The sequence below is a fragment of the Nocardia sp. NPDC005978 genome (assembly GCF_040614455.1).
GTDB lineage: Bacteria > Actinomycetota > Actinomycetes > Mycobacteriales > Mycobacteriaceae > Nocardia.
On the sequence record NZ_JBEXUS010000009.1, the window covers coordinates 79,785 to 101,083 of the forward strand.

General features: G+C 69.6%; 21 protein-coding genes and 1 pseudogene. 8 read left to right on the forward strand and 14 right to left on the reverse strand.

Going from position 1 to position 21,299, the window contains the following annotated elements; translation table 11 throughout:
• Positions 1-104: 104 nt before the first annotated feature.
• The gene (locus tag ABZ319_RS06185) at positions 105-749 is read right to left on the reverse strand and encodes a nitroreductase family protein (RefSeq protein WP_354985239.1); all 645 of its coding nucleotides are present in this window, start codon (positions 747-749) and stop codon (positions 105-107) included.
• Between the two features lie 117 nt (positions 750-866).
• Between ABZ319_RS06185 and ABZ319_RS06190 the strand changes: the two genes are divergently transcribed.
• Positions 867-1,325 (forward strand): MarR family transcriptional regulator, encoded by a 459-nt coding sequence (locus tag ABZ319_RS06190; RefSeq protein WP_354985240.1) that lies wholly within the window; start codon positions 867-869, stop codon positions 1,323-1,325.
• Positions 1,326-1,426: 101 nt separating this feature from the next.
• Positions 1,427-1,795 (forward strand): nuclear transport factor 2 family protein, encoded by a 369-nt coding sequence (locus tag ABZ319_RS06195; protein WP_354985241.1) that lies wholly within the window; start codon positions 1,427-1,429, stop codon positions 1,793-1,795.
• Between the two features lie 196 nt (positions 1,796-1,991).
• Here ABZ319_RS06195 and ABZ319_RS06200 read toward each other — a convergent pair whose 3' ends face one another.
• The 4 genes from ABZ319_RS06200 to ABZ319_RS06215 all read right to left on the reverse strand — a co-directional run bounded on the left by ABZ319_RS06200 (position 1,992) and on the right by ABZ319_RS06215 (position 5,466).
• Complete coding sequence (locus ABZ319_RS06200; protein ID WP_354985242.1) at positions 1,992-2,477, reverse strand: peptidylprolyl isomerase; 486 nt, start codon at positions 2,475-2,477, stop codon at positions 1,992-1,994.
• Positions 2,478-2,589: 112 nt separating this feature from the next.
• A complete protein-coding gene (locus ABZ319_RS06205) occupies positions 2,590-3,600 on the reverse strand; it encodes a DUF5995 family protein (protein WP_354985243.1) in 1,011 nt (336 codons plus the stop codon).
• Between the two features lie 115 nt (positions 3,601-3,715).
• Complete coding sequence (locus ABZ319_RS06210; RefSeq protein ID WP_354985244.1) at positions 3,716-4,885, reverse strand: NADH:flavin oxidoreductase; 1,170 nt, start codon at positions 4,883-4,885, stop codon at positions 3,716-3,718.
• Entirely contained in the window at positions 4,885-5,466 is a 582-nt protein-coding gene (locus ABZ319_RS06215; protein ID WP_354985245.1) for a helix-turn-helix domain-containing protein, read from the reverse strand. The genes ABZ319_RS06210 and ABZ319_RS06215 overlap by 1 nt, the downstream gene beginning before the upstream one ends.
• Before the next feature lie 159 nt (positions 5,467-5,625).
• On the opposite strand from ABZ319_RS06215, the gene ABZ319_RS06220 reads away from it, so the two are divergent.
• Positions 5,626-6,501, forward strand: coding sequence for an alpha/beta hydrolase (locus ABZ319_RS06220; RefSeq protein ID WP_354985246.1), 876 nt, complete (start codon positions 5,626-5,628; stop codon positions 6,499-6,501).
• A gap of 11 nt (positions 6,502-6,512) precedes the next feature.
• On the opposite strand, the gene ABZ319_RS06225 is transcribed toward ABZ319_RS06220, so the two are convergent.
• From ABZ319_RS06225 to ABZ319_RS06245, 5 genes and pseudogenes are all read right to left on the reverse strand, one after another.
• Positions 6,513-7,112, reverse strand: a complete 600-nt coding sequence (locus ABZ319_RS06225; RefSeq protein ID WP_354985247.1) for a TetR/AcrR family transcriptional regulator — start codon at positions 7,110-7,112, stop codon at positions 6,513-6,515.
• A complete protein-coding gene (locus tag ABZ319_RS06230; protein ID WP_354985248.1) occupies positions 7,099-7,965 on the reverse strand; it encodes an alpha/beta hydrolase in 867 nt (288 codons plus the stop codon). Before ABZ319_RS06230 ends, ABZ319_RS06225 begins: the two co-directional genes overlap by 14 nt.
• A 139-nt stretch (positions 7,966-8,104) precedes the next feature.
• A complete protein-coding gene (locus ABZ319_RS06235) occupies positions 8,105-8,635 on the reverse strand; it encodes a helix-turn-helix domain-containing protein (protein ID WP_354985296.1) in 531 nt (176 codons plus the stop codon).
• A pseudogene (locus ABZ319_RS06240) lies at positions 8,624-8,815 on the reverse strand (helix-turn-helix domain-containing protein); the annotation flags it as partial. The gene ABZ319_RS06235 and the pseudogene ABZ319_RS06240, both read right to left, overlap by 12 nt.
• Positions 8,816-9,113: 298 nt before the next feature.
• The gene (locus ABZ319_RS06245; protein ID WP_354985249.1) at positions 9,114-10,058 is read right to left on the reverse strand and encodes a hypothetical protein; all 945 of its coding nucleotides are present in this window, start codon (positions 10,056-10,058) and stop codon (positions 9,114-9,116) included.
• 39 nt (positions 10,059-10,097) lie between these two features.
• On the opposite strand from ABZ319_RS06245, the gene ABZ319_RS06250 reads away from it, so the two are divergent.
• From ABZ319_RS06250 to ABZ319_RS06265, 4 genes are all read left to right on the forward strand, one after another.
• The gene (locus ABZ319_RS06250) at positions 10,098-11,789 is read left to right on the forward strand and encodes a family 20 glycosylhydrolase (protein WP_354985250.1); all 1,692 of its coding nucleotides are present in this window, start codon (positions 10,098-10,100) and stop codon (positions 11,787-11,789) included.
• A gap of 161 nt (positions 11,790-11,950) precedes the next feature.
• Complete coding sequence (locus tag ABZ319_RS06255) at positions 11,951-12,697, forward strand: ParA family protein (protein WP_354985251.1); 747 nt, start codon at positions 11,951-11,953, stop codon at positions 12,695-12,697.
• Positions 12,697-14,136 (forward strand): hypothetical protein, encoded by a 1,440-nt coding sequence (locus tag ABZ319_RS06260; protein ID WP_354985252.1) that lies wholly within the window; start codon positions 12,697-12,699, stop codon positions 14,134-14,136. Before ABZ319_RS06255 ends, ABZ319_RS06260 begins: the two co-directional genes overlap by 1 nt.
• Before the next feature lie 1,039 nt (positions 14,137-15,175).
• On the forward strand, positions 15,176-15,361 hold the full coding sequence (locus tag ABZ319_RS06265; RefSeq protein ID WP_354985253.1) for a hypothetical protein: 186 nt from the start codon (positions 15,176-15,178) through the stop codon (positions 15,359-15,361).
• 46 nt (positions 15,362-15,407) lie between these two features.
• Here the strand turns inward: ABZ319_RS06265 and glpR are convergent, their stop codons facing one another.
• From glpR to ABZ319_RS06285, 4 genes are all read right to left on the reverse strand, one after another.
• The gene (gene glpR / locus ABZ319_RS06270; protein ID WP_354985254.1) at positions 15,408-16,589 is read right to left on the reverse strand and encodes a gephyrin-like molybdotransferase receptor GlpR; all 1,182 of its coding nucleotides are present in this window, start codon (positions 16,587-16,589) and stop codon (positions 15,408-15,410) included.
• A 239-nt stretch (positions 16,590-16,828) separates the two neighbouring features.
• On the reverse strand, positions 16,829-17,479 hold the full coding sequence (locus tag ABZ319_RS06275) for a GNAT family protein (RefSeq protein WP_354985255.1): 651 nt from the start codon (positions 17,477-17,479) through the stop codon (positions 16,829-16,831).
• Between the two features lie 9 nt (positions 17,480-17,488).
• Positions 17,489-18,748, reverse strand: a complete 1,260-nt coding sequence (gene glp / locus ABZ319_RS06280; RefSeq protein WP_354985256.1) for a gephyrin-like molybdotransferase Glp — start codon at positions 18,746-18,748, stop codon at positions 17,489-17,491.
• A 48-nt stretch (positions 18,749-18,796) separates the two neighbouring features.
• Complete coding sequence (locus ABZ319_RS06285; protein ID WP_354985257.1) at positions 18,797-19,735, reverse strand: UTP--glucose-1-phosphate uridylyltransferase; 939 nt, start codon at positions 19,733-19,735, stop codon at positions 18,797-18,799.
• A gap of 821 nt (positions 19,736-20,556) precedes the next feature.
• On the opposite strand from ABZ319_RS06285, the gene ABZ319_RS06290 reads away from it, so the two are divergent.
• Entirely contained in the window at positions 20,557-21,288 is a 732-nt protein-coding gene (locus tag ABZ319_RS06290; RefSeq protein WP_354985258.1) for a 5-formyltetrahydrofolate cyclo-ligase, read from the forward strand.
• Positions 21,289-21,299 lie beyond the last annotated feature (11 nt).

Sequence of the window (21,299 nt, forward strand, 5' to 3'; positions counted from 1 at the left end):
ACCCCCGAAGTGCCGTGACAGCGATGCTCCCACCGGATTCCGGTCGGGGGCATTGTTGGTTTCGGGGCTCGGTGCGAGCGGCAGCGCACGGCCGCGCGTTCGGCTCACCAGGTGTTCCAGTGCAGCACCTCGTCTCGGGAAACACGTTGCGCCGGGCGAAAATCGGTGCCGACGGTGTACGCCAGCGGGATGAACGCGGCGAGCATGACCCGGTCGTGGTCGACCCCGAGAACCCCGGCCAGTTCCCGCTCCAGCGGCGCCTGCGCGGTGGTCCACACGGTGCCGAGGCCGCGGGCGCGCGCGGCGAGCATGAAGCTCCAGACCGCGGGCAGGATGGAACCCCAGGTCCCGGCCTGTTCGGTCACCGAGGTCCGGTCGGTGCGGCCCTCGACCGCGGGGATCACGATGGCGGGTACCCGATGGATGTGCCGGTACAGGTGGTCCACCCCTTCGGCGATCCGGGGCCAGGATCCGTGCGCGTTCATGCGATACACGTCGCGGGAGGTCAGGGGCATCCCCTCCGCGAGATGCACCGCCCTGCGGTAGATGTCGGCCACCGCCGCGCGCTGATCGCGATCGGTGACGACCAGGAAGTGCCACCGCTGGCGATTGCGCCCGGTGGGCGCCTGCGTCGCGAGGTCGACGCACTCCTCGATCAGCGCCCGTGGCACGGGCCGCGTGAGGTCGAGGCGGCGGCGCACGGCCCGGGTGGTGGACAGGACCTCATCGGCGGACAGGTTCAACGACATCGCATGCCTCAATTTCGTCTGCTCACAAATCATCTGCACCAAGACGATATGACCATAGGACGGCGATCATCTGCCGTCAAATGATCTGCACACAGATGATTGCGTTAGAATGCGCCCATGGCCAGGACCGATCCGCGCGCACAGTCCCCGTACCTCCCCGAACTCGCGGCGGAACGACCGGATATCGCACTGTGCCGCGCCTCGGCGCTGGTGGCGCGGGCGGCCGAAGCCGCCGCCGCGCATACCGAACTGGGGGTGGGCCAGCACCTGGTGCTGAAGATGCTCGCCGCCGTCGGCCCTTCTTCCCAGCAGGCCCTGAGCGCCGAACTGCGCATCGACCGCAGCGTCATGGTCGGCATCGCCGACGACCTCGAGAAATCCGGATACGTTCGCCGCGAACGCGATCCCGCCGACCGCCGCGCCTACGCGGTGACGCTCACCGACCCCGGTCGTCGCGCCCTGGCCGCCGCCGAGCGCGAGATCCCCGGTTTCCTGGACGAGACCTTCGCCGCCCTGACCCCCGCCGAGCGGACGACCCTGACCGGTCTGCTCACCAAAATTCTGTTCCCCGCCTGAGGAATTCGCGCGCGCCATCGAGGACCCGGAAACCGGAACGCGATTCGGACCGGGCGGTGGTGGGAGAATTCGGACGTACCTGCGAGCCCGAGGATGTCGACATGACCGAGCCCTCTTCAACTCTCGAACAGCTGGTGGACACCTACTGCACGGCGTGGAGCGATCCCGACCCGGCGCGGCGGCGCGAGATCCTGGCGCAGGTGTGGGGCGAGGGGGCGACGTACACCGACCCGCTGGTGCACGCGGCGGGGGCCGAAGAGCTGCTGGCGCATATCGATTCGGTGCTGACGCAGCGGCCGGGGGCGATCGTCATCCGGACCAGCCGGATCGACGGGCATCACGGGGTCGCTCGATTCGAGTGGCGGGTGGTCGAGGCCGACGGCAACCGGCTGCCGACCGGCATCGACTTCATCGAGGTCGACGCCGCGGGGCGGATCGCCCGGGTCGTCGGCTTCTTCGGGCCGCTCTGACGCCGAGACGCTCGTGCACGTCATCGCCGCGACCTGCTGGGCGGGCGGAATTCCGGGGTCATCGGCACGGTCCGCGACCTGCTCGGGCGCGAACCCGTCGATGTCGCCGACTACGCCCGCGAGGCGGTCGCGGCCGGCGCGGGGCAGCGGAGCCGACCCGCGCCACGCGATCGGCGCAGCAGGTCGGCCGAGCCGATCAGTGGTGGTGGTCGTCGTCACCGTGCGGGTGGCCGTGGGCGAGCTCGTCCGCGCTGGCATCGCGAATGTCGACCACGCGGACCTCGAAGGTCAGGCGCTGCCCGGCCAGCGGGTGGTTGGCGTCGAGGGTCACCTCGTCACCGGCCACCTCGCGCACGGTGAGGATCTCCATCTCACCGTCGGGCGATTCGGCGGCCAGCTCCATGCCCACCTCGATCTCGTCCACGCCCTCGATGGCGCTGCGGTCCACGGTGCTCACCAGCTCGGCCAGGTACTCGCCGTAGCCGTCCTCCGGCTCGACGACGACCTTGACCTCGTCGCCGCTGGCCTTGCCCTCGAGCGCGCGCTCGAGTCCGGGCACGATGTTCTCCGCCCCGTGCAGGTACTCCAGGGGCGCGTCGCCGACGGACGTGTCGATGACCTCACCCTCGTCATCGGTCAGGGTGTACTCGATGGATACGACCTTGTTGGCGGCGATCGACATGGGAGTGACCCCTTTCGCATAGGAATACTGAACGAGCCAATCTATCCCCGCTCCCGATCTCCCGCCCGCCCGGCTGGCCAGGCGGGCGGTTACGAGATCGACGGACACCGGCTCAGGACGCCGGGCAGTGCGAGTGGTGCGGAGCCGGGTCGGTGCGGGCGAACAGGCGCAGGATGATGTCGCCGAGCAGGTTGGAGAGGGCGTCTATCTGGTTCTCCACCTCCTGTTTCGCCGCCGGGGTCGGGGCCAGCAGCAGCTGTTCGGCTCCGCGCCAGGCGTATTCGCGCCAGATCTGGATCACCTGTCCGAACGCCACGGCGGTCAGGGGCTCGGTCTCGTAGGGCGCCGCCATCGCGGGATCCGCCGCGCCGTAGAGGACGGCCAGTTCCTGGACGGTGCCCTGTTCGGCCGCCGCGAGCAGCGCGTTGATCTTCTCGTGGTCGGGTTTGTAGGACGCGCCGTCGGGGGCGGTCACGCCCATTTCGGCGATCACGATGGGCAGATCGTGGGTGATGTGCGCGTTGTAGGCGGCGGCCACGTTGCCGAACACGGTGAGGGAGTGGTCATCCGAGGCGCGGAAGTTCTGCCGCCAGGATTCGGGAACCAGGTCGGGCCGGCCGTTGCGGTAGTAATTGTCGATGGCGTCGAAATAGTGGTGCGCGTAGCTGGTGGACCAATCGTTCACATGGGCCGGATACTGGAAACCGCCACTGGCCCTCGCGATTTCCCGCTCCCCCTTGGTCGTGTGCAGATAACTCAGCAGCAGCGGCGCGTTGTCGTCGCATTCCCGGCGCATGACCGCGGCACGGGCTTCCATCTCGGCGATCGTGTCGTCGATGCACTGATCCGAGCCGCTCGGGCAGACGCCGTGCGCGGGCGTGTGCGGAATCGGCGCCGGCGGCAGCTGATAGGTCCAGGGCAGGTAGGGACCGCCCTCGGGAAAGAGCTGCCGGGAGATCTGCAACAGCGCCTGCATCGGCGGGAGATGGGCCGCACCGAGCACGAGCCGCGAACCCGGTGAATCGTCGACCGGCGGTTGCGCCGCGGCCGGGACGCCGAGGAGCGTTCCGGCCAGACAGGCGATCGATACGGAGAGAGCAGCCCAAATACGCCGTCGCGCCATGCAATTCTCCCAGCGTCACTAACCGAATTCGGATTCGAGCAGCACCCCGCCGGTGGAGCAGTCTATGTCGCGTTATCGGCCGTCGCCGATAACCGGGATTCCCGGGGTGTCGTTCTCACCCCGGCGTCGCGGCCAGAAAACAATGGGTCCCCGAGTAGATGGTGGGCATGCATTTGTTGCAGTGAATGCACAGGGAGGCGGTGCCCGGTTCGGCGCGCAGGCGGTTGGGCAGATCGGGTTCGCGCAACAGCGCGCGGGCCATGGCCACGAACGAGAAGCCCTCGCCGAGCGCCTGTTCGATGGTCTCGCGGCGGGTGATGCCGCCGAGCAGGATGAGCGGGAGTTTCGTCTCCGCGCGCACGCGCCGGGCCCGGTCCAGCAGGTACGCCTCCCGAAAGGGGTACTCGCGCAGGAACTGCCGGCCGGCCAGGCGCAACCCCCAGCTCATGGGCGGCGGGAAGGCGGCCGCGAATTCCCGGCGCGGCGCCTCGCCGGTGAAGATGTACATGGGATTGAGCAGGGAGCTGCCCGCGGTCAATTCCAGGGCATCGACGCTGCCGTCGGCCTCCAGCCATTGCGCCACCTGCACGGCGTCGTCGATGGCGAAACCGCCGGGCACGCCGTCGTCCATGCCGAGTTTGGCGGTGACCGCGATGGCATCGCCGACCGAATCACGCACCGCGCGTGCGATATCCAGTGCCAGCCGGGCGCGATTGCGCACGGAGCCGCCGTATTCGTCACGGCGGCGATTCAAACGCGGGCTCAGGAACGAACTCACCAGATAGTTGTGCCCGAAATGTATTTCCACCGCGTCGAATCCGGACTCGATCGCCAGCCGCGCCGCGTCCGCGTGCGCGGTGACCACGCGTTGCAGATCGGACGCACTGGCGCGGCGCATCATTCGCATGCCCAGCGGACTCGGAATTCGATGCGGTGCGTACGCGGGCAGCCGGTTGGACGCGGCGTTGGCCACCGGTCCGGCGTGGCCGAGCTGAGCGGATACCGCGGCTCCGGCGTTGTGCACCGCGTCGGTCAATTCCCGAAGGCCCGCAACGGCTTCGGGCCGCATGTAGATCTGATGCCGGTCGGTGCGGCCCTCGGGCAGGACCGCGCAGTAGGCGACCGTGGTCATCCCCACCCCGCCGCGCGCGTGCCGGACGTGGAAGTCGATGAGTTCGGGGGTGACCAGTGCGCGCGGGGTCGCGCCCTCGAAGGTCGCGGCCTTGATGATGCGGTTGGGCAGCAGCACCGGGCCCAGCCGGGCCGGTGCGAAGATCTCGGTCATCAGTGCGTAAGTCCTGCCACTACAAAGGTTTTCAGGGAGTCCACGGGGACCTGACGGGTGCGCGGTGCTGCCGAGAGCGGGTCGCCGAAGTACTCCAGGACCAGGGTGAAGGCCAGCCCCCAGCGGGCCGCGGCCGCGCGCGGGGACAGCTCGGGGCGGATGGCGCAGAGCAGATCGGCCCACGGTTCGAGCGCGAACCATTCGGCGCTCCACGCCTGTTCGCGACCGCCCAGCACGACGCGGGCCAGCAGGTGCAGGCGCAGCCTGCCGACCGGGTCGTCGGCGAGTTCGGCCAGTGGGTCCACCACCACGTCCACCAGCTCGGTGATCGCGGGCATCCAGCCCTGCGCCCGGCGCTCGCTCACCGCGTCGAGCTGCTGCCGCCAGATCGGCGCGAGCCGATCCTCCAGCAGCGCCGCGACCAGCGCCTCCTTGGAGCCGAAGTGGTAGTGCACCGAGGCCGGATTCATACCCGCCGCGGCATTCACCGCCCGCACCGACACCGCGTCGTACCCAGATTCCAGCAGCAGCCGCTCGGCGACGGCCAGCAGTTTCTGCCGCGTCGACAGATCATCGTTCACTCGGACCACCCGCCCAGTAGAACACGTTTCAATCGGCGGTTCAATCACTGATTGAAAATCGGCGGCGAGCACGCTCACGACGCCCCGCGCTCGCGGTGACCGCATCGAGTCGGGCAGGATCGGAACGTCCGATGGCTTCGCAGTGCGGCAGGAGATCGTATGAGACCCGAACTCGTGGACTGGATCGAGCGCGGCGAGTATTTCGAGTACGGCGGCAACCGGATCTTCTACATCCGGGAGGGCAGCGGCCCCACCCTGCTACTGGTGCACGGATACCCGTACAACTCCTATGACTGGCACCGCATCTGGCCCGAACTGACCGCGCACTACGACGTGATCGCGCCGGACATGCTGGGAATGGGCTTCTCCGACAAGCCCGTCCGGCACGAGTACAGCGTCCTGGACCACGCCGACATGCACGACGCGCTGCTCGCGCATCTGGGGGTGGAACACACCCTGCTGCTGGCCCACGATCTGGGAGTCAGTGTGGCGCAGGAACTCCTGGCCCGCCGGAACGAAGGGGTCCCGGCGGCCGGGATCGACGCGGTCGTCTTCCTCAACGGCGGGCTGTTCATCGAGGTCTACCGGCCCCGCCTGGTGCAGCGACTGCTGACCTCGCCGCTCGGGTACGTCCTCGGGCCGCTCATGACCGATTCCGTCGTGTCCGCGGCCACCCGCGAGATGTTCGGCCCGGACACCAAGCCCACCGACGACGAGATGCGGGTGCTGCTGGAGGTGCTGTTCCACAACCGCGGGCGCTTCGTCTCACACCTGGTGGGCCGATTCATCGAGGAGCGCAAGCAGTTCCGGGAGCGCTGGGTCGGGGCGCTGTTGCGGACGCCGGCCCCGCTGCGGCTGATCAACGGGCCGGTGGATCCCAATTCGGGTGCGCACATGGCCGCGCGCTATCGCGAGGTGATTCCGGACCCGGACGTGGTGAGCCTCGAGAACATCGGCCACTGGCCGCAGTTGGAAGCGCCGGACGCGGTGTTCACGGCCGCGCACGAATTCCTGCGACGGCACGCGACGACCTGATTCGACCGCGCTCAGGGGCGCAGGATGCCGGCGATCAAGAGCATGATCGAGTGCTGGGCCTGTGCCCGCGCGGTGTCGGGATCCGCCGCGTGCGCGACGATCAGCGACGCCTCGCTCAGCGCGCTGAGCAGCAGTTGCGCCAGGACCTGGACGGGGACGTCGCCGATCAGCCCGGCCGCGCGGGCGCGTTCGAGCTGCGTGGTGATCAGGCCCAGCCCGTGCGCGTTCTCGAACTCGCGCCACGCCTGCCAGCCGAGCACCGTCGGGGCGTCGATGAGCGCGATCCGCACCATGGCGGGCCGGGTGCAGATCTCCATGAACAGGCCGACGCCCACGGCCATGCCGCCCATCACATCCGCGGGATCGCCCGCGGCCATGGCGGTTTCGATCTCGGCCATGGCCTCGGCCTCGATCTGCTCCAGCACGGCCAGGAACAGCCCGCGCTTGTCGCCGTAGTGGTGGTGCAGCGCGCCGCGGGTGACGCCCGCGGCCGCCACCAGATCCGCGCCGGAGGTGCCCGCGAAGCCGCGCTCGATGAAGAGCCGGCGTCCGGCCTCCTCGAGCGCGGCCCGGGTGGCGCGCGAGCGATCCTCCTGGCTACGGCGTGGCATGCAGCCGAGTGAACTCCAGGATCGACCTGGTGAGCAACTCGGGCTGATCCTCGGGCAGGAAGGTGTAGGAGTCGTCGATCACCGTGAGGGTGGCATCGGGCAGGTCACGGACCAGATGTTCGGCGTCGGCGAGCGGGAAGAGCTTGTCCTCGCGCGCCCAGACCAGCAGCACCGGGACCTTCACCTCGGCGAATTCGGCGGCCGCGGCCAGGGTGTAGCTCTTGTTCAGCGTCCGGAGCACGCGCCGCAGGTCCCGGCGGATATCCGCCGACCGGCGGCTGGGCAGCAGATAGGAATCGCCGATCTCGGGCGGCACCGGTCGCTTGGCCACCCAGCCCAGCACCAAGGGCAGCCGATGCAGCGCCCGCCAGCGCAGCGCCTCGGTGAGCGGGCGAATCGACCCGGGCACCCGGGCGAGATAGGGCAGGATCTTGAACGGCTGCGGCGGGAAGTTGCCGTAGCTGTCCACGGCGGCCAGCACCACCCGGCCGATCCGGGAGCGATCCCGGGTCAGCAGAATCTGGGTGATGGCGCCGCCGGTGTCGTTGGCCACGATCGTCACATCGGTGAGATCGAGCGCTTCGAGGAAGGCGGCGATCAGATCGGCGATCCCGGCCGGGGTGAGATCGGCTGCGGGCAGCGGAATCTCGTGTGCGCCGAAGGGCCAGTCCGGGGTCAGGCAGCGGTGGCCGGCCGCGGCGATGTCGGGCACGATCTTGCGCCACAGATCGGCGTTGACCAACAGGCCGTGCACGAATACGACGGGCGGCCCGTCACCGGTGTCGTGGTAGCGGACGCGGCCTCCGGGCAGGTCCACTTCGCGCGCGGGTCCGAGGGATGTACTGGTTGCCATGGTTCGTCTCCAATGCGGTCGGTACCGGTCAACTTTTACATACATACCGTATGTATGTCTATGGGACACCGAACGACAGTGGAGCGCCGGCCGAAAGGAAGGGGTATCGGCCGACGCTCCAGCAGGACATACGCGCGAATCAGCGGGTGAGTTCAGCCCGCCAGCGATCGGCCGCGCGAGTGACGTCCAGCCCAACTTTCTCCAGGTACTCCCCCATGCCGAGCAGCCTGGCCCCGGCCGGCGTCTCCGCGCCGAGCGTGCCCGCCCCGGCGCGGGCGGTGGCGGCGAGCTGCTCATTGGCTCGCACACCTGCGAGAGTGGCTCGATACCAGGCGGATTCGTCGATGAAGTAGCGGTCGCGACGGGTGCCCACGTCACGTTCGCGGCGGATGAGTTCGCGGCCTTCGAGGTCGCCGACCGCGGCGGAGATGGTCGCCGGGCTCACCCGCAGCCGGCGCACCAGCTCACCGGCGGTGACACTGCCGGAATCGGCCGCGTACAGGCAGGCGAGCACGGCCGCCGCCATTTTGGGGATGCCCGAGCGGACGAACAATTCCGCGAAGCGATCGCGGAAGTCCGCGACGACGTCGGGATCGCGGCCGTATTCGTCGGCCCCGGTGAGCTTTTCGATCGGCTTGGGCCGGATGACCCGGCGCCGCGAGCGAACCACGGTGGCGGCGTGCGCCAGGTCGGCGCGATAGTGGCCGGGCCCGCCGTTGCGGGTCACCTCGCGGCTGATCGTGGAGGTGGGGCGGCCGAGCCTGCGTGCGATCTCCGCGTAGCCGAGCCCCTGCGTCAAACCTGTTGCGATACGCCGACGGTCGTCCGGCGTGAGTCGTCCTCCGGGCATCGGGACACCTCCTTCATCGGTTGCGGCCGGTGGCGGAGACACTCGCCGCAGCCGGCACGCGCCCAGGGGGAGCCCGTCGGAAAAGCTCGTCGCAACCGCCTCTCCTATTGCAACACAGCGAAGCCCCGCGCGTAGGGGGCTGAACCGTACCGTCACCTTTACACTCGTATTAACCTGGTGTTATCCGCTTTTCGTGCGCATTACGCGATAGGCCCGGTTGCGAATGCAAAGTAGCGTTCGAGCTCTCCCGAACATACGCCGGGCCGGAAATCGAATCCCCGGCCCGAGGCACGAATGTTTACGGGGTCGCGGTCCGGGCGCCGGGATCGAACCCGCCGGGAATCTCGTAGATCACCCCGGTGAAAGTCGCGCCGAACAGCCGCCCGGCCGAGAACCCTTGGTCGCCACGGCCGTAACTCACCACGCTGGTCAGCGCTCCGCCGGTGCCGAGCACGCAGAACTGCCCGGGTGCGTCGATCCGCACCACCTGGCCGGACGGATTGAGCGGCACCACGGGGCGATCCGCGGCGTCCAGGGTCAGGCCGTCCGGCGCGGCGAAATAGTCGGCGCCGCCCAGATCCAGCAGCGACTGCGGGGCCCAGGGCGCGGCGACCGGGATCCGGCTCACCCCGGGAGCGGCGAAAGTCCGCGAGACGTAGAGGAACTCGTCGTCGCTGCTCAGCACCGCGCCGTTGGCGCTGGGGAGTACGGCCCAATCCGGCTGCACGACGCCATCCGGGTACACCCGGCCCACCAGGGTGGCGAAATCATTGGTGGCGTATACGATTCCGTCGCGGGAGACGTCCATGCCGTTGGCGGCGCTCAGGCCCGAGGCATAGGGGACGGTCGCACCGGTGTCGGGATCGACCGTCACGATGCCGGCGTGCCGCAGGCTGTCACCGGCCACCACGCGCGCGTCCGCGCCGTAGCCGACGAGCAACCGCCCGTCCGGGGTCCAGGCCAGCGCGCCCGCGCCACCGCTGGGGACCGTGGCGATCGGCACCGCGGGTGCGCCCGGGGCGTCGATGCGGAAGACCCGGCCGGTCGTCAGATCGGTGGTGAAGGCGCGGCCGCGGGCATCGACCGTCAGCCCCTCGAGCGCGCCGCCCACGTTCGCCACGGTGAAGGTGGGCTGTCCCGCGCCGGCGCAGACCGGCGCGGCCTGGGCGGGCGCGGCGGCCACGGAAACACCCGCGAAGGCGAGCGTCGCAACGGCCATGGCCATTGATTGCCATGTGGTCATTTCGCACCTCGAAATCGTTCCGGATGGAGTGGGATTGGAGTGGAATATCGGCTGACGCAGCATCAGTCTGCCATCGTCCTGGTAATTTGTGCCGGTCGCGACTCCGTACCGAAAGGGATCAGCGTGTTCGGTGGTTCGGCAACGGTCGGCGGGCAAATTCGCGGGGCGGGCAAACGCGGTGGATATTTCGCGATCCTGGTTGCCGCGGCGACCGCGATATCCTGGGCGATACCGAGTGCGGCAGCGAATCCTGTTGCGGCACAACAACTTCCGATCACGGTGCCGAGCATTCGAGAATGGACGCCGGGCGGAACGGGATTCGCGCTGAGTGCGGAGTCGCGCATTGTCGCCGCGGGCGAACTGTCCGAGGCCGCGCTGCTGCTCTCGGCGGATCTCGCCCGGGCCGGGCGCGTCGTACCCGTCGCGAGCGGCGGCGCCCGGACCGGCGATATCGTGCTGCGCGTCGCGGACGACGCACCCGAAGCCGCGGAGTCCTATCGGATTTCGGCCGGCGAGCAGCTGGACGTCGCCGCCCGCGATCGACTCGGTGTACTACACGGAGCCCAGACCGTTCTGCAGTGGCTGCGCCGGCACACCGCCATTCCCGGTGGTATCGCGCAGGATTGGCCGCGGTATGCCGAACGCGGCCTCATGCTCGACACCGGGCGCGAATTCTTCTCCGTCGACTGGGTGAAGGCCCGCATTCGCGACGCCGCCTATCTGCGCATGAATATGGTGCAGCTGCACCTCTCGGACACCCAGGGGTTCCGGCTCGCCAGCCGGGTGCATCCGGAAATCACCTCGCCGCAGCACTACACCGCCGCCGACATCGCCGACATCGTGGACTACGCGGATTCCTACGGCATCGAGATCGTGCCGGAAATCGATATGCCCAGCCATATGAACGCCATTCTCGCCGAGCACCAGGATCTGGTATTGCGACCGCAGCGCACCGGACCGCAGGACGCCATTCAGGACAGCATCATCGGCGGCGGCGTCGGCGGCCGCGTCGACCTGACCAACCCGGACGCCTACCGGCTGATCGAGGACATCCTGCGCGAATTCGTGCCGATGTTCCCCGGGCGGTACTGGCACATCGGCTGCGACGAGTACGTCGCCGACTACAGCCGCTATCCGCAATTGAGCGAATACGCCACGCGCGCCATCGGTCCCGGCGCGGCGGCCGGCGACGTGATCGTCGCCTTCGCGAACTGGGCCACCGGTATCGTCGAATCCTTCGGCAAGACCGCTCGGGCCTGGAACGACGGTTTCGACCACGCGAGCGTGCTCGCGCCCCGCCCCGGCATCGTCATGCAGTACTGGTCGTCGAGCGCCGGCGGGCTGCCGTGGCTGCCCGGGGGCCGCACGCCCGCGCAGCTCACCGCCGCCGGGCACCCGATTCTCAACGCGGCGTTCACGCCCACGTACTTCGCCTCGGGCGGGCCTTCCGCCGCGCTCAACGCGCCGCCGGAATTGCTGTATGCCTGGGACCCCGGGCTTTTCGTCAACGGCCAGCGCCTGCCCGACTCGGATCTGCCATTGTTGCGGGGGTCCATGGTGTTCCTGTGGTGCGATGACCCCGACGCGATGACGCCCGGAGAATTGATCGCACCGGTGCGTGCGCGGTTGCCCATCATGGCGCAGCACCTGTGGTCGGGCGCCGGCGGTGTTCCGTACGCGGAGTTCGCGAATCGCGCGGCAGCGGTCGGCTGGATTTCAACGGAATCGTAGCGTCGAAAACTGTATCCAATTGGACACAGTAATTTTCGCATGCCGATTCGGCGAATCGCGGGCGCGTTCCGCGACTCCGAAACACCAGCGTGTGAGACTGAAACGCGCACGGTGCGACCGTTGTACACACATGCCCTCCCCATTGGACCGGAGGATCTTTCATGACCGAATCCATTGTGCGGCCCGCCCTTCCCGAGCCCCTCGTGGTAACCCTGGGAAATCTCAAGGGCGGCGTCGGCAAGACCACCTCGGCCTTCTTTCTGGCCGCCTATTTCGCGACGGTGTACGAACTGCGGGTGCTGGTGATCGACGCGGACCCGCTCAGCCAGACCGGGTACTCCTGGTATCGGCGGCTGCGGAAGGAGAACATCTCGGTTCCCTTCGAGCTCATCGCCTTTCCGTCGCGGCACGTCGATGACTGCATCACCGACAACGCGGCCAAGTACGACGTCATCATCGTGGACGCCGGCGGGGAATCGGCGGAGATCTTCAAGGCCGCGGTGCCCGAGACCGACGAACTGGTGCTGATCACCAGCGTGAGTCCCTCCGAGGTCAAGCGCGTGCCCAGCACCTACAAGGCCGCGGAGGAAGCCGCGGCGGGCAACGACCGGGCCATTCGGGTGCGGGTGCTGATGACCAAGGTTCCGGTGACCATGAAGAACGGGGTGAACGTCTCCACCGAGTACCGGACGCAGCGCGGCAATCTCGAAGGCGCGGGCTACGACGTCTTCGAATCCTGTGTGAGCGCGTGGAAGTGGTACCGCGAAGCCGCCGACGGCGAGGTCGGCGACGGCGCGGAGAACCCGCTCGCCGATCTCGGCGAATACCGGCAGGTGGGCGACGAGCTCATCGCGCCGTACCTGACCGACGACCTGAACACCCGGACCGCACTGGAGGTTTCCGCCTGATGCCACCGCAGCGACGCAAGAACACCATCGGCGGCGGAATCGCCGTCCCCGCGCGCAATCCGCTCGCGGACGAGGCCGAGCACACCCCGCCGGTGTCCCCGCTGCGCGACGCGCAATGGCGCGGCATGAACGGGCCCGTCCACCCGATGGAACCGATCCCGGCCCGCCCGGTCGATCCGGCCGCCACCCGCGCGACGGAAACCAGCGCCACGAAGACGGCGAAGGCCGTGCAGGCCGCGGTGGCCGCGAAATCCCGCGCCGCCGCGCCGCATTCGCGCACGGCGGTGATCAAGCCCCGCATCCCGGCCCCGAAGATCGATCCGGATGCCGCGACCGGGCCGGGCGCACAACCGGCTCCGGTGACTTCCACAACCGCGCGGCCCGCGACGACACCGCCGGCGAATACCACGCTCTCGGGCACCAAGGCCGCCAAGGTCGCGACGCGGGTCGCGGATTCCCTGGGAAAGCCGGCCGGAAACACCACGGGCGCCGACATCGTGGTCGGTCCGGCCACGCCCGCCGATATCGTGGTCGGTCCCGCCACGGCCACGGGTGGCAAGCCGGCCGAGCAGGTGGGCGGGCAACCGACGGCGGCCGAGACCTACGGTGGCACGGTCGCACCCGTCCGGTCGACGGGCGAGGGCGCGGGCGGCGGTGAATCACGCGGCCGTATACCCGCGAACCGTGCGGTCGATGCGGCCGACGCGGGCGGTACGGTCGATGCGACCGGCGCGGCCGGTGCGGGGAGCGTGCTCAGCATGGAGCTACCCGAGGCCGGGGACGGTCCGCTCAGCAGCGGCGAGCTCGCACAGCTCGAAGCGTGCGAGAGCTCCATCGACGCGTTGCGGGTGGCGTTCTGGACCGCCGGGCGGGCGCTGCAGATCGTGCGGGACGGGCGGCTCTACCGGGCCGACCACGCCAATTTCGACGACTACGTGGAGAAGCGCTGGGACATGCAGCGGTCCTACGCGCACAAGCTGATTCGCGCGTGGCCGCTGGCGGCGCGGCTGCACCCGGTGGCGCCGTCCATCAACGAGGGCCAGATCCGGGAGCTGCTGCCCATCGCCGTCGCGCACGGCGAGGACGCGGCGGTCACCGTCTACACCACCCTCGCGGCCGACGTGAAAGTCACCGCGAACAAGCTCCGCGAAGCCCTCGCCGTGCTGCCCGCCCACTACGACGAGATCGAGGCCGTCGAACGCCTGCAGGCCTGGCTCCGCGGCGACCTGAGCGGCCTGCCGCCCCGCAACCCGAACGTCTTCAGCACCGCCGAGACCCGCCTGGCGGTCCTGACCCGCCGCCTGGTCAAGGGTTCGAGCCGCGACCCCCTGGCCGCCCGCGACTTCGCCGCCAAACTCCGCGGCCTGGCCGAACTGATCGAGCAACAGATCCCCGCCTCCGACCGCGCCCCGGCCGACCCCGCCGCGCCACCCAACTAGCGATTCCCCCACACCCCGAGGGCTCGGCCACGGCCGGGCCCTCACCCATATCCGACCGGCCCGCACACCCCCCATAGCCGCCCGGCCCCGGCGCGACCAAGCCCCACGGACCCGGCCACTACCGCCGACCGGATCGCACCGGCCGAGCAGCACAGACGGATTCCCGCCATGGCGCGGCCCAGGCCCCGGCCGGCTCCTCTCGACCCGCCGGGGCTCCCGCCGCGCGCAGTCCTCGCGCGTGTGCGCCGTGCGCGTGTTCGCTTGTCCCCGGGATGTTTTGAGTACGTCACCCCGAGTGCGGAGGCACGTTGCTCGCAGCGAAACTTGACGACCACCTGGGCCTACCCGGGTACGACGTACTCGGCAACTCGGACCCCTACAGCAGCGCGATCGCGTCGACCGCCTGGGTTGCTACCCGCCCTGCCCCTGGACGCAGCATTGACCGCCCTCGACTGGTGGCGAAAACTGTTGTCCACCTGCAGATTTCATTATCATTCATGACGTCTCGCATTCTCGCCAGCGCTCGACGTTGAGATTCGTTGCAGCCCAACATAGTTGGCGAACCTCGCCTTAGTTCGGAACCGAGGCGGTGACCTCTGGCCGGGATGGAGACCTGCGGGCTCGCCGGAGCCGGACGGGCGGCCGCCGGTACGGCACTCACCGCCTGTGTGGTGCACCGCCGGCGCCGCAGAACCCACACTCGTATGGGTTGTGGCGGTGGTTCCGGCGGCATTTGGATTCGCGGCTGTAGTGACCAATCGGACGCTTGTGTCTGGGCGAGCAAGCCGCCGTGCCGGGGATGTTCGACCGTCGCGCAATCAGCGTGCACGCTCCCATCCATCCGCACAGGCATATCTCGGCGCAGGTTCAGCGGGCTGCTGCTCTCCGCGGTGCAACAGCGGGAGATCTTCGGCCCCGAGTGGCAGCCGGACCGTGTCGAGCAGGCGGGGCGGCGCTGAGGGAAGGGCGCGCAGGGCATTGACGGATGCGAAGGGCCCGCCGGGCATACAAGTCCGTTTGGGTGCAGATGCCCGGCGACGTGCAAGCCGTTTGCGCGTGCAAGGTCAGCTGGGCGGGCAAGGTCAGCTGGGCGGGCAAGTCCGGCTGGGCGGGCAAGTCCGGTTGGGCGGGCAAGTCCAGTTGGGCGGGCAAGTCCAGTTGGGCGCACCGGCATCCGGTTGGGCGCACCGGCATTGCGGGTTGGGAAAGCGGGCCGGATACGTGAGCGGCCCCGGTTGGCGTGCCAACCGGGGCCGGGCGGAAGCGTTCGGTTACTCGCCTACCGCCGCGTGGCGGACGCGGTTGCCGGAGGCGCGGGCGCGGACCGCGCGGGCCGTCGCGGCGTCGAAGAGCTCCAGGTTCTCGAAGACGGGGTCCTCGTCGTCGGGTTCCACCAGGACCGCGCGGCGGAGCTGGCTGCGGGTCGTATCGCGGTCGGGGCGGGGGCGTTCGGGCTCGCGGTCGAACTCCTCCTCCTCGTCGTGGTCGCGGGTGCGGCCACCGAGGCGGGACATGCGGCGGCGGCGGATGTCCTCTTCGATCCGCACCTGGCGGCGCAGGTAGGCCAGGTAGGCCACGAGCACCGCGCCGGACAGACCAGCGAGGCCCCACAGGCCGGAGGACACGGCCACGCCGGCCGCGGCCAGAGCCAGGGTGGTGAGCAGCAGGCCGAGCACCGCGCGCTGGCGGAAGGTGTAGCGGGCGGCGCGGGCGATCGCGTCGGCCTCGGGGTCGTAGCCGCCGCGCCCGCGCCGCGAGGGCACGAAATCCGAGTCCTCGGAATCGGATTCGTCGGCTTCCCGATCCAGATCCTCGTCACGCAGTGCGGGGACCCGCGAACGCGCCGTCTCGTCCCGGGTGCGCATGGTGTCGGCCCGGCCGCGGGGCCTGGGCTCCGCGTCGTCGTAGTCGGACTCGTCGGACGTCTCGGACGCGCGTTCGCCCGCGTACTCGTCCCGGTCGTCGAATTCGGCGGCCACGTCCTCGGATTCCGCTGTCTCGTGCTCGTTTTCGGCGCGCGGGTGCTCCTGGTCCGCGACGTCGAGGTCATTGTCTGCCGGATCCTGCTCGGATGCGGCCGTTTCGGCGGCATCGCCACTCGGCTCGGTCACCGCGGTCGCCGAAGGCGCTTTCGCGGAGTCACGTTCACGGTCGGTGTCGAAATCCTCGTCGTCCGATCCAGCTGTGGTGCTGTCGTCCGATCTGGTCATCCGATCCTCCGGATCATCGCTGTGGTGATGCTTCCTGCGAACCGGCACGTAGTCCGGATCGGTCTCGTGCCCGGTGGCCGGACCTTTTCTGGCGAGGGGCTTGGCATCCCCGCGATGCAGCACCCGCGTCGAGAGCGCGGCGTCGGTGTGCTGGCGAATGCGCGGATGCCGGGAGGTCAGCATGGGGAAAACGACGAAAATCCAGAGCACGACCAGCCCGATCCACAAGATCGAATTCGGCATGCGCTCACCTCCGTCCCCGCCTGGCCCATTTTCCCTTCGACGTGCACCGTGGCACCTATCGGCGATACAAAGGCGCACCACCGACGTCCGTAGGCTAATTCGACACCTCAGGAATGGCCCGCAGGCGCGCCGTCAACACCTGCCACAGTAGTCACACAAGTTAGTGGCCGTACGGATCCGCGAGCTACGCCCGAGCGACCGGCGCACGGCCGCGCTTTCCCCGCCGGAGCGCCCCGGACTTACTGCTGCGCGACCCGCCCCGCGCGAATCAGCCTGTCCACCACCGTGCCCGAGACTTCCTCCACGGTCATCGCCACCAGCAAATGGTCGCGCCAGCCCCCGTCCACATCCAGGTAGCGCTCGAGCAGACCCTCCTGACGGAAGCCCACATTGCGCAATACCGCCTGGCTGGCAAGGTTTTCCGGCCGCACGGTCGCCTCCACCCGGTGCAGGCCCACCTCGCTGAAACAGTGATCGAGCCCCAGCGCCAGCGCGGCGGTCGCCACCCCCTGACCGCTCACGTCCTTGGCGACCCAGTAACCGATCCAGGCCGAACGCAACGCCCCGCGCACGATGTTGCCGATCGTCAACTGCCCGCTGAACGTGCCGTTCACCTCGATGACGAGCGGAATCATGGCCCCGCGCCGGGCTTCCGCCTTCAGGCTCGACCACAGCGACGGCCAGTTCCCGGCGTGATTGCGCGCCTCCCACGCCCCGCGCCCGGTCGGCTCCCACTGCTCCAGATACGCGCGATCACGGGTGCGGATCCGCGACCACGCCGCGGCATCGCGTAACCGGATGGGCCGCAGCGTCACCTGGCCCGCCGCCACCCGCACCGGGCCCAGATGCGCCGGCCAGCCCGGATGCTGGGTGGCCCGGAAGACATTCATGTCCACGCCTCAGCCTCGCTGCGCGAGGAAAGCGACCCGAACCTCGTCACCGGTGCGCACCTCGGTCACATCCGGGTCGATCACGATGAGGCTGTTGGCCTCGGCCATCGTGGCCAGCAGATGCGAGGACGCGCCGTTGGGACCGCCCAGCGGCTGCACCAGATAGTCGCCGGTCTGCTCGTCGCGCATGAGCTGCGCGCGCAGATAGCCCCGGCGACCGGGAATGGAGGCGATCGGCAGAATCGTGCGCGCCCGGACCACCCGCCGCATGGGCTGGCGGCGGCCCAGCGCGATGCGGATCAACGGCCGCACCATGACCTCGAAAACCACAAGCGCGCCAACGGGATTGGACGGGAGCAGGAAGGTCGGCACCTCGTCGCGGCCGAGCAGGCCGAAACCCTGCACCGACCCCGGGTGCATGGCCACCCTCGTGATCTCCAACTCCCCCAGGCCTTCCAGGGCCTCGCGCACCTGCTCCGAGGCCCAGCCGCCGACCGCGCCCGCGATCACCACGACCTCCGAGCGAACGAGCTGCCCCTCCACGACATCGCGCAACCGCTTGGCATCGCCGCTGACGATGCCGACCCGATTCACATCGGCGCCCGCGTCCCGCGCGGCGGCGGCCAGCGCGTAGGAATTCACGTCGTAGACCTGACCGGGACCCGGCGTGCGATCGATGTCGACCAGTTCGCCGCCGACCGAGAGCACCGACAGTCTCGGGCGCGGATGCACCAGCACCTTGTCCCGCCCGACCGCCGCGAGCAGACCCACCTGGGCCGGGCCGATGATCGTGCCCGCGCGCACCGCGAGATCGCCGGGCTGCACATCGTCGCCGATGCGGCGCACGTAATCGCCCGAGCGCACCGGCTCGTAGACCTTCACCTTGGCGCGGCCGCCGTCGGTGAAATCGAGCGGCAGCACCGCGTCGGCCAGGGTGGGCAGCGGGGCTCCGGTGTCCACGCGCACGGTCTGGCGCGGTTGCAGCCGAATGGGCTGGCGCGAACCGGCCGCGACCTCGCCCACCACGGGGAGCATCAGATCGACGGCCTCGCCGTCCTCACCGCGGATATCCGCGCCCGCGGCGGCGACATCCACGCTGCGTACGGCGTAACCGTCGATGGCGGCCTGATCGAACCCGGGCAGCGGACGCTCGGTGACCACGTCCTCGGCGCACAGCAGGCCCTGGGCCTCCGAGATCGCGACCCGGACGGGCCGCGGCGCGACAGCCGCCGCGGTCACCTTGATCTGCTGATCCTCAACCGAGCGCATGCCGCCCTTCCCTGGTATCGCGCACTGCCCACACCGTCCCGGCTGCTGTCACTCGTACGAGGTGAGCTGCGGATTCCAGCCCGGTCCGAGCCGATGCTCGAGCCACTCGCGCAGCGCCGGACCGTATTCCTCTCGTTCCAAAGCGAAATCGACCGCTGCACGAAGATAACCGCCCGGGTTGCCCAGATCGTGCCGCGACCCACGGTGCACCACGACGTGAACGGGATGACCCTCCGCGATCAGCAGCGCGATGGCGTCGGTCAGCTGCAGTTCGCCGCCCGCGCCGGGGGTGATCCGGCGCAGCGCGTCGAAGATGGCCCGGTCCAACAGGTATCGGCCGGCGGCCGCGTAGGTCGAGGGCGCCTCGTCCAGGGCCGGCTTCTCCACCATGCCGTTGACCTTGAGGACATCGGCGGGCGAGCCGGGCAGCTGCTCGACGTCGAAGACGCCGTACGCGCTGACCTGGTCCTTGGGCACATCGATGGCGCACAGCACCGAACCGCCGTAGGTCTCGCGTACCCGTGCCATGACCGTCAGCACGCCGCTGGGCAGCACCAGATCATCGGGGAGCAGCACGGCCAGCGCGCTCTCGTCCGCGTCCAGAGCCGATTCCGCCTGCGCCACCGCGTGCCCCAGGCCGAGCGGCTCCTCCTGCACGACCGAGGTCACGTCCAGCAGGCCCGGGGCCTTGCGCACCTTCTCGAGCAGGTGGAACTTGCCGCGCTCCTCGAGCGTGCCCTCCAGCACCAGATCCTCGACGAAATGCGCTACCACGCCGTCTTTTCCGGGCGAGGTCACGATCACCAGCCGGCTCGCGCCGGAATCGGCGGCCTCCGCGGCGACCAATTCGATGCCCGGGGTGTCCACCACGGGGAGCAGCTCCTTGGGCACCGTCTTGGTCGCCGGCAGGAATCGCGTACCGAGCCCCGCCGCGGGCACCACCGCGGTGCGGAAGCACGCCGGTGCCCCGCTGCCAATAGCCGTCATGAACTCACCCTATCCATCCGTCTCACCCACCGGGGCGGCCACGAACCGTCCCGATATCCACGAGAGCCTAAGGGTCCCGGAGCAACCGAGCCCACCGAACGCCTTTGTCATGCGATAACCGCTGGACGATGACACAAACCGTGCAAAATGACACAGTCGAGATACGAGAAAGGCCTCTGTCGCCCACCGGACGACCGATTCGGCACGGCATCGCGACCCGGCCCGCCACCGCGGCCGACAACCCCACCGAAACACGCGAACACCCCACACGCGGCGCACGGAAAAAGCTCTCTCCCAGCCGATTTCAGCCGCGGCCCGTCGACAGGGATTCGGCACCATCCGCACCGCGGATGCCCGCCCGCCCGGAGCCGCGTCAATTGACCGAATGCCGAGGATCCCGCCGCCGATCCGCGCCGGCCGCCTCCGAACTCACGCCGACGCACGAACACTCGACGCCACGACCTGCCCCGATGCCACCCCGGGATCGTGAAGGCCGCCGAGTTCCGAAGCAGTGGCGCAGGTCTCAGCACGTGGTCCGCCGGACACGACCCACTTCGCGACACCCCGGCGCGTGAACGCCCGGACCGGTATCCGCGGCAGCGGCACGTTCCCAGCCGTCGCACCGCCGGACACGGCACCACCCCTCCACACACGAGACGGGTGACATCCGGGGTGCGTGCGCCCAGCCGGTGTCCGCCACGGACACGTCTGGCGGGCGGTGGCGTGTAGCGGGTGCAGGGGGTGCCGTTGCGCGCGGCCGAACACGCCTTCCGTGGCCGAGACGTTGACGACCGCCTCGTTCACGCACCTATCGTGGGGGCGTGGATGCGCGGGCGTGGGGAAAGAAGGAGTGGCGGGCGGAGATCCTCGGACGGCGAGCGCGGGTGGCGGCGGACGAGCGGGATCGGGAGGCCGCCGGGCTCGCGGCGAGCATGGGTGCGGTGCTCGAGCTGGCGTGCCGAGGCGCGAGTGGGCCGGTCGCGGCACCGAGCGCAGCCGATCCCCGGGACTCGGCCCGGAATACATCGACGAGCACGTCCATCCCACCGGCGCCGGCCGGCGGCACCATCGCCGGGAACAGCGCGGGGTCCGATGACCCGTGGATCTGCGCGTACGTTCCGGTGGGCGGGGAGCCGGGGTCGGCGGCGATGCTGGACGCGCTGCGAGCGGGCGGGGCGCGAGTGTTGTTGCCGGTCACCGGGGATCCCGGGGCATTGGAGTGGGCCGAATACACCGGGGCGGCGGGGCTGGTCCGGGGGCGTTTCGGGTTGCGCGAGCCGAATGGTGACCGAATCCCGGACGCGATCGGACTGGCGCGGGTCGTGCTCGTGCCCGCGGTGGCGGTGGACCGGCGCGGGGTGCGGCTGGGGCGGGGAGCCGGTTACTACGATCGGAGCCTCGGCGCGTGCCGGGCCGACGTGCGACTCGTGGCCGTGGTGCGCGACGACGAGGTGGTCGCCGAACTGCCGGAAGAGGCGCACGACCACCGCATGGGCTGGGCGCTCACGCCGTTCGGCGGGCTGCGGCGGCTGGGCGACACGGGCGGGAATTGACACCCGATTGG

Bases quoted from the DNA above. Each gene is read 5' to 3' on its own strand.
- ABZ319_RS06205 (WP_354985243.1), bottom strand. From the start codon at position 3,600: ATGGCGCGACGGCGTATTTGGGCTGCTCTCTCCGTATCGATCGCCTGT.
- ABZ319_RS06220 (WP_354985246.1), top strand. From the start codon at position 5,626: ATGAGACCCGAACTCGTGGACTGGATCGAGCGCGGCGAGTATTTCGAG.
- glp (WP_354985256.1), bottom strand. From the start codon at position 18,748: ATGCGCTCGGTTGAGGATCAGCAGATCAAGGTGACCGCGGCGGCTGTC.
- glpR (WP_354985254.1), bottom strand. From the start codon at position 16,589: ATGCCGAATTCGATCTTGTGGATCGGGCTGGTCGTGCTCTGGATTTTC.
- ABZ319_RS06225 (WP_354985247.1), bottom strand. From the start codon at position 7,112: ATGCCACGCCGTAGCCAGGAGGATCGCTCGCGCGCCACCCGGGCCGCG.
- ABZ319_RS06185 (WP_354985239.1), bottom strand. From the start codon at position 749: ATGTCGTTGAACCTGTCCGCCGATGAGGTCCTGTCCACCACCCGGGCC.
- ABZ319_RS06255 (WP_354985251.1), top strand. From the start codon at position 11,951: ATGACCGAATCCATTGTGCGGCCCGCCCTTCCCGAGCCCCTCGTGGTA.
- ABZ319_RS06230 (WP_354985248.1), bottom strand. From the start codon at position 7,965: ATGGCAACCAGTACATCCCTCGGACCCGCGCGCGAAGTGGACCTGCCC.
- ABZ319_RS06275 (WP_354985255.1), bottom strand. From the start codon at position 17,479: ATGAATGTCTTCCGGGCCACCCAGCATCCGGGCTGGCCGGCGCATCTG.
- ABZ319_RS06210 (WP_354985244.1), bottom strand. From the start codon at position 4,885: ATGACCGAGATCTTCGCACCGGCCCGGCTGGGCCCGGTGCTGCTGCCC.
- ABZ319_RS06190 (WP_354985240.1), top strand. From the start codon at position 867: ATGGCCAGGACCGATCCGCGCGCACAGTCCCCGTACCTCCCCGAACTC.
- ABZ319_RS06285 (WP_354985257.1), bottom strand. From the start codon at position 19,735: ATGACGGCTATTGGCAGCGGGGCACCGGCGTGCTTCCGCACCGCGGTG.
- ABZ319_RS06245 (WP_354985249.1), bottom strand. From the start codon at position 10,058: ATGACCACATGGCAATCAATGGCCATGGCCGTTGCGACGCTCGCCTTC.
- ABZ319_RS06200 (WP_354985242.1), bottom strand. From the start codon at position 2,477: ATGTCGATCGCCGCCAACAAGGTCGTATCCATCGAGTACACCCTGACC.
- ABZ319_RS06260 (WP_354985252.1), top strand. From the start codon at position 12,697: ATGCCACCGCAGCGACGCAAGAACACCATCGGCGGCGGAATCGCCGTC.
- ABZ319_RS06195 (WP_354985241.1), top strand. From the start codon at position 1,427: ATGACCGAGCCCTCTTCAACTCTCGAACAGCTGGTGGACACCTACTGC.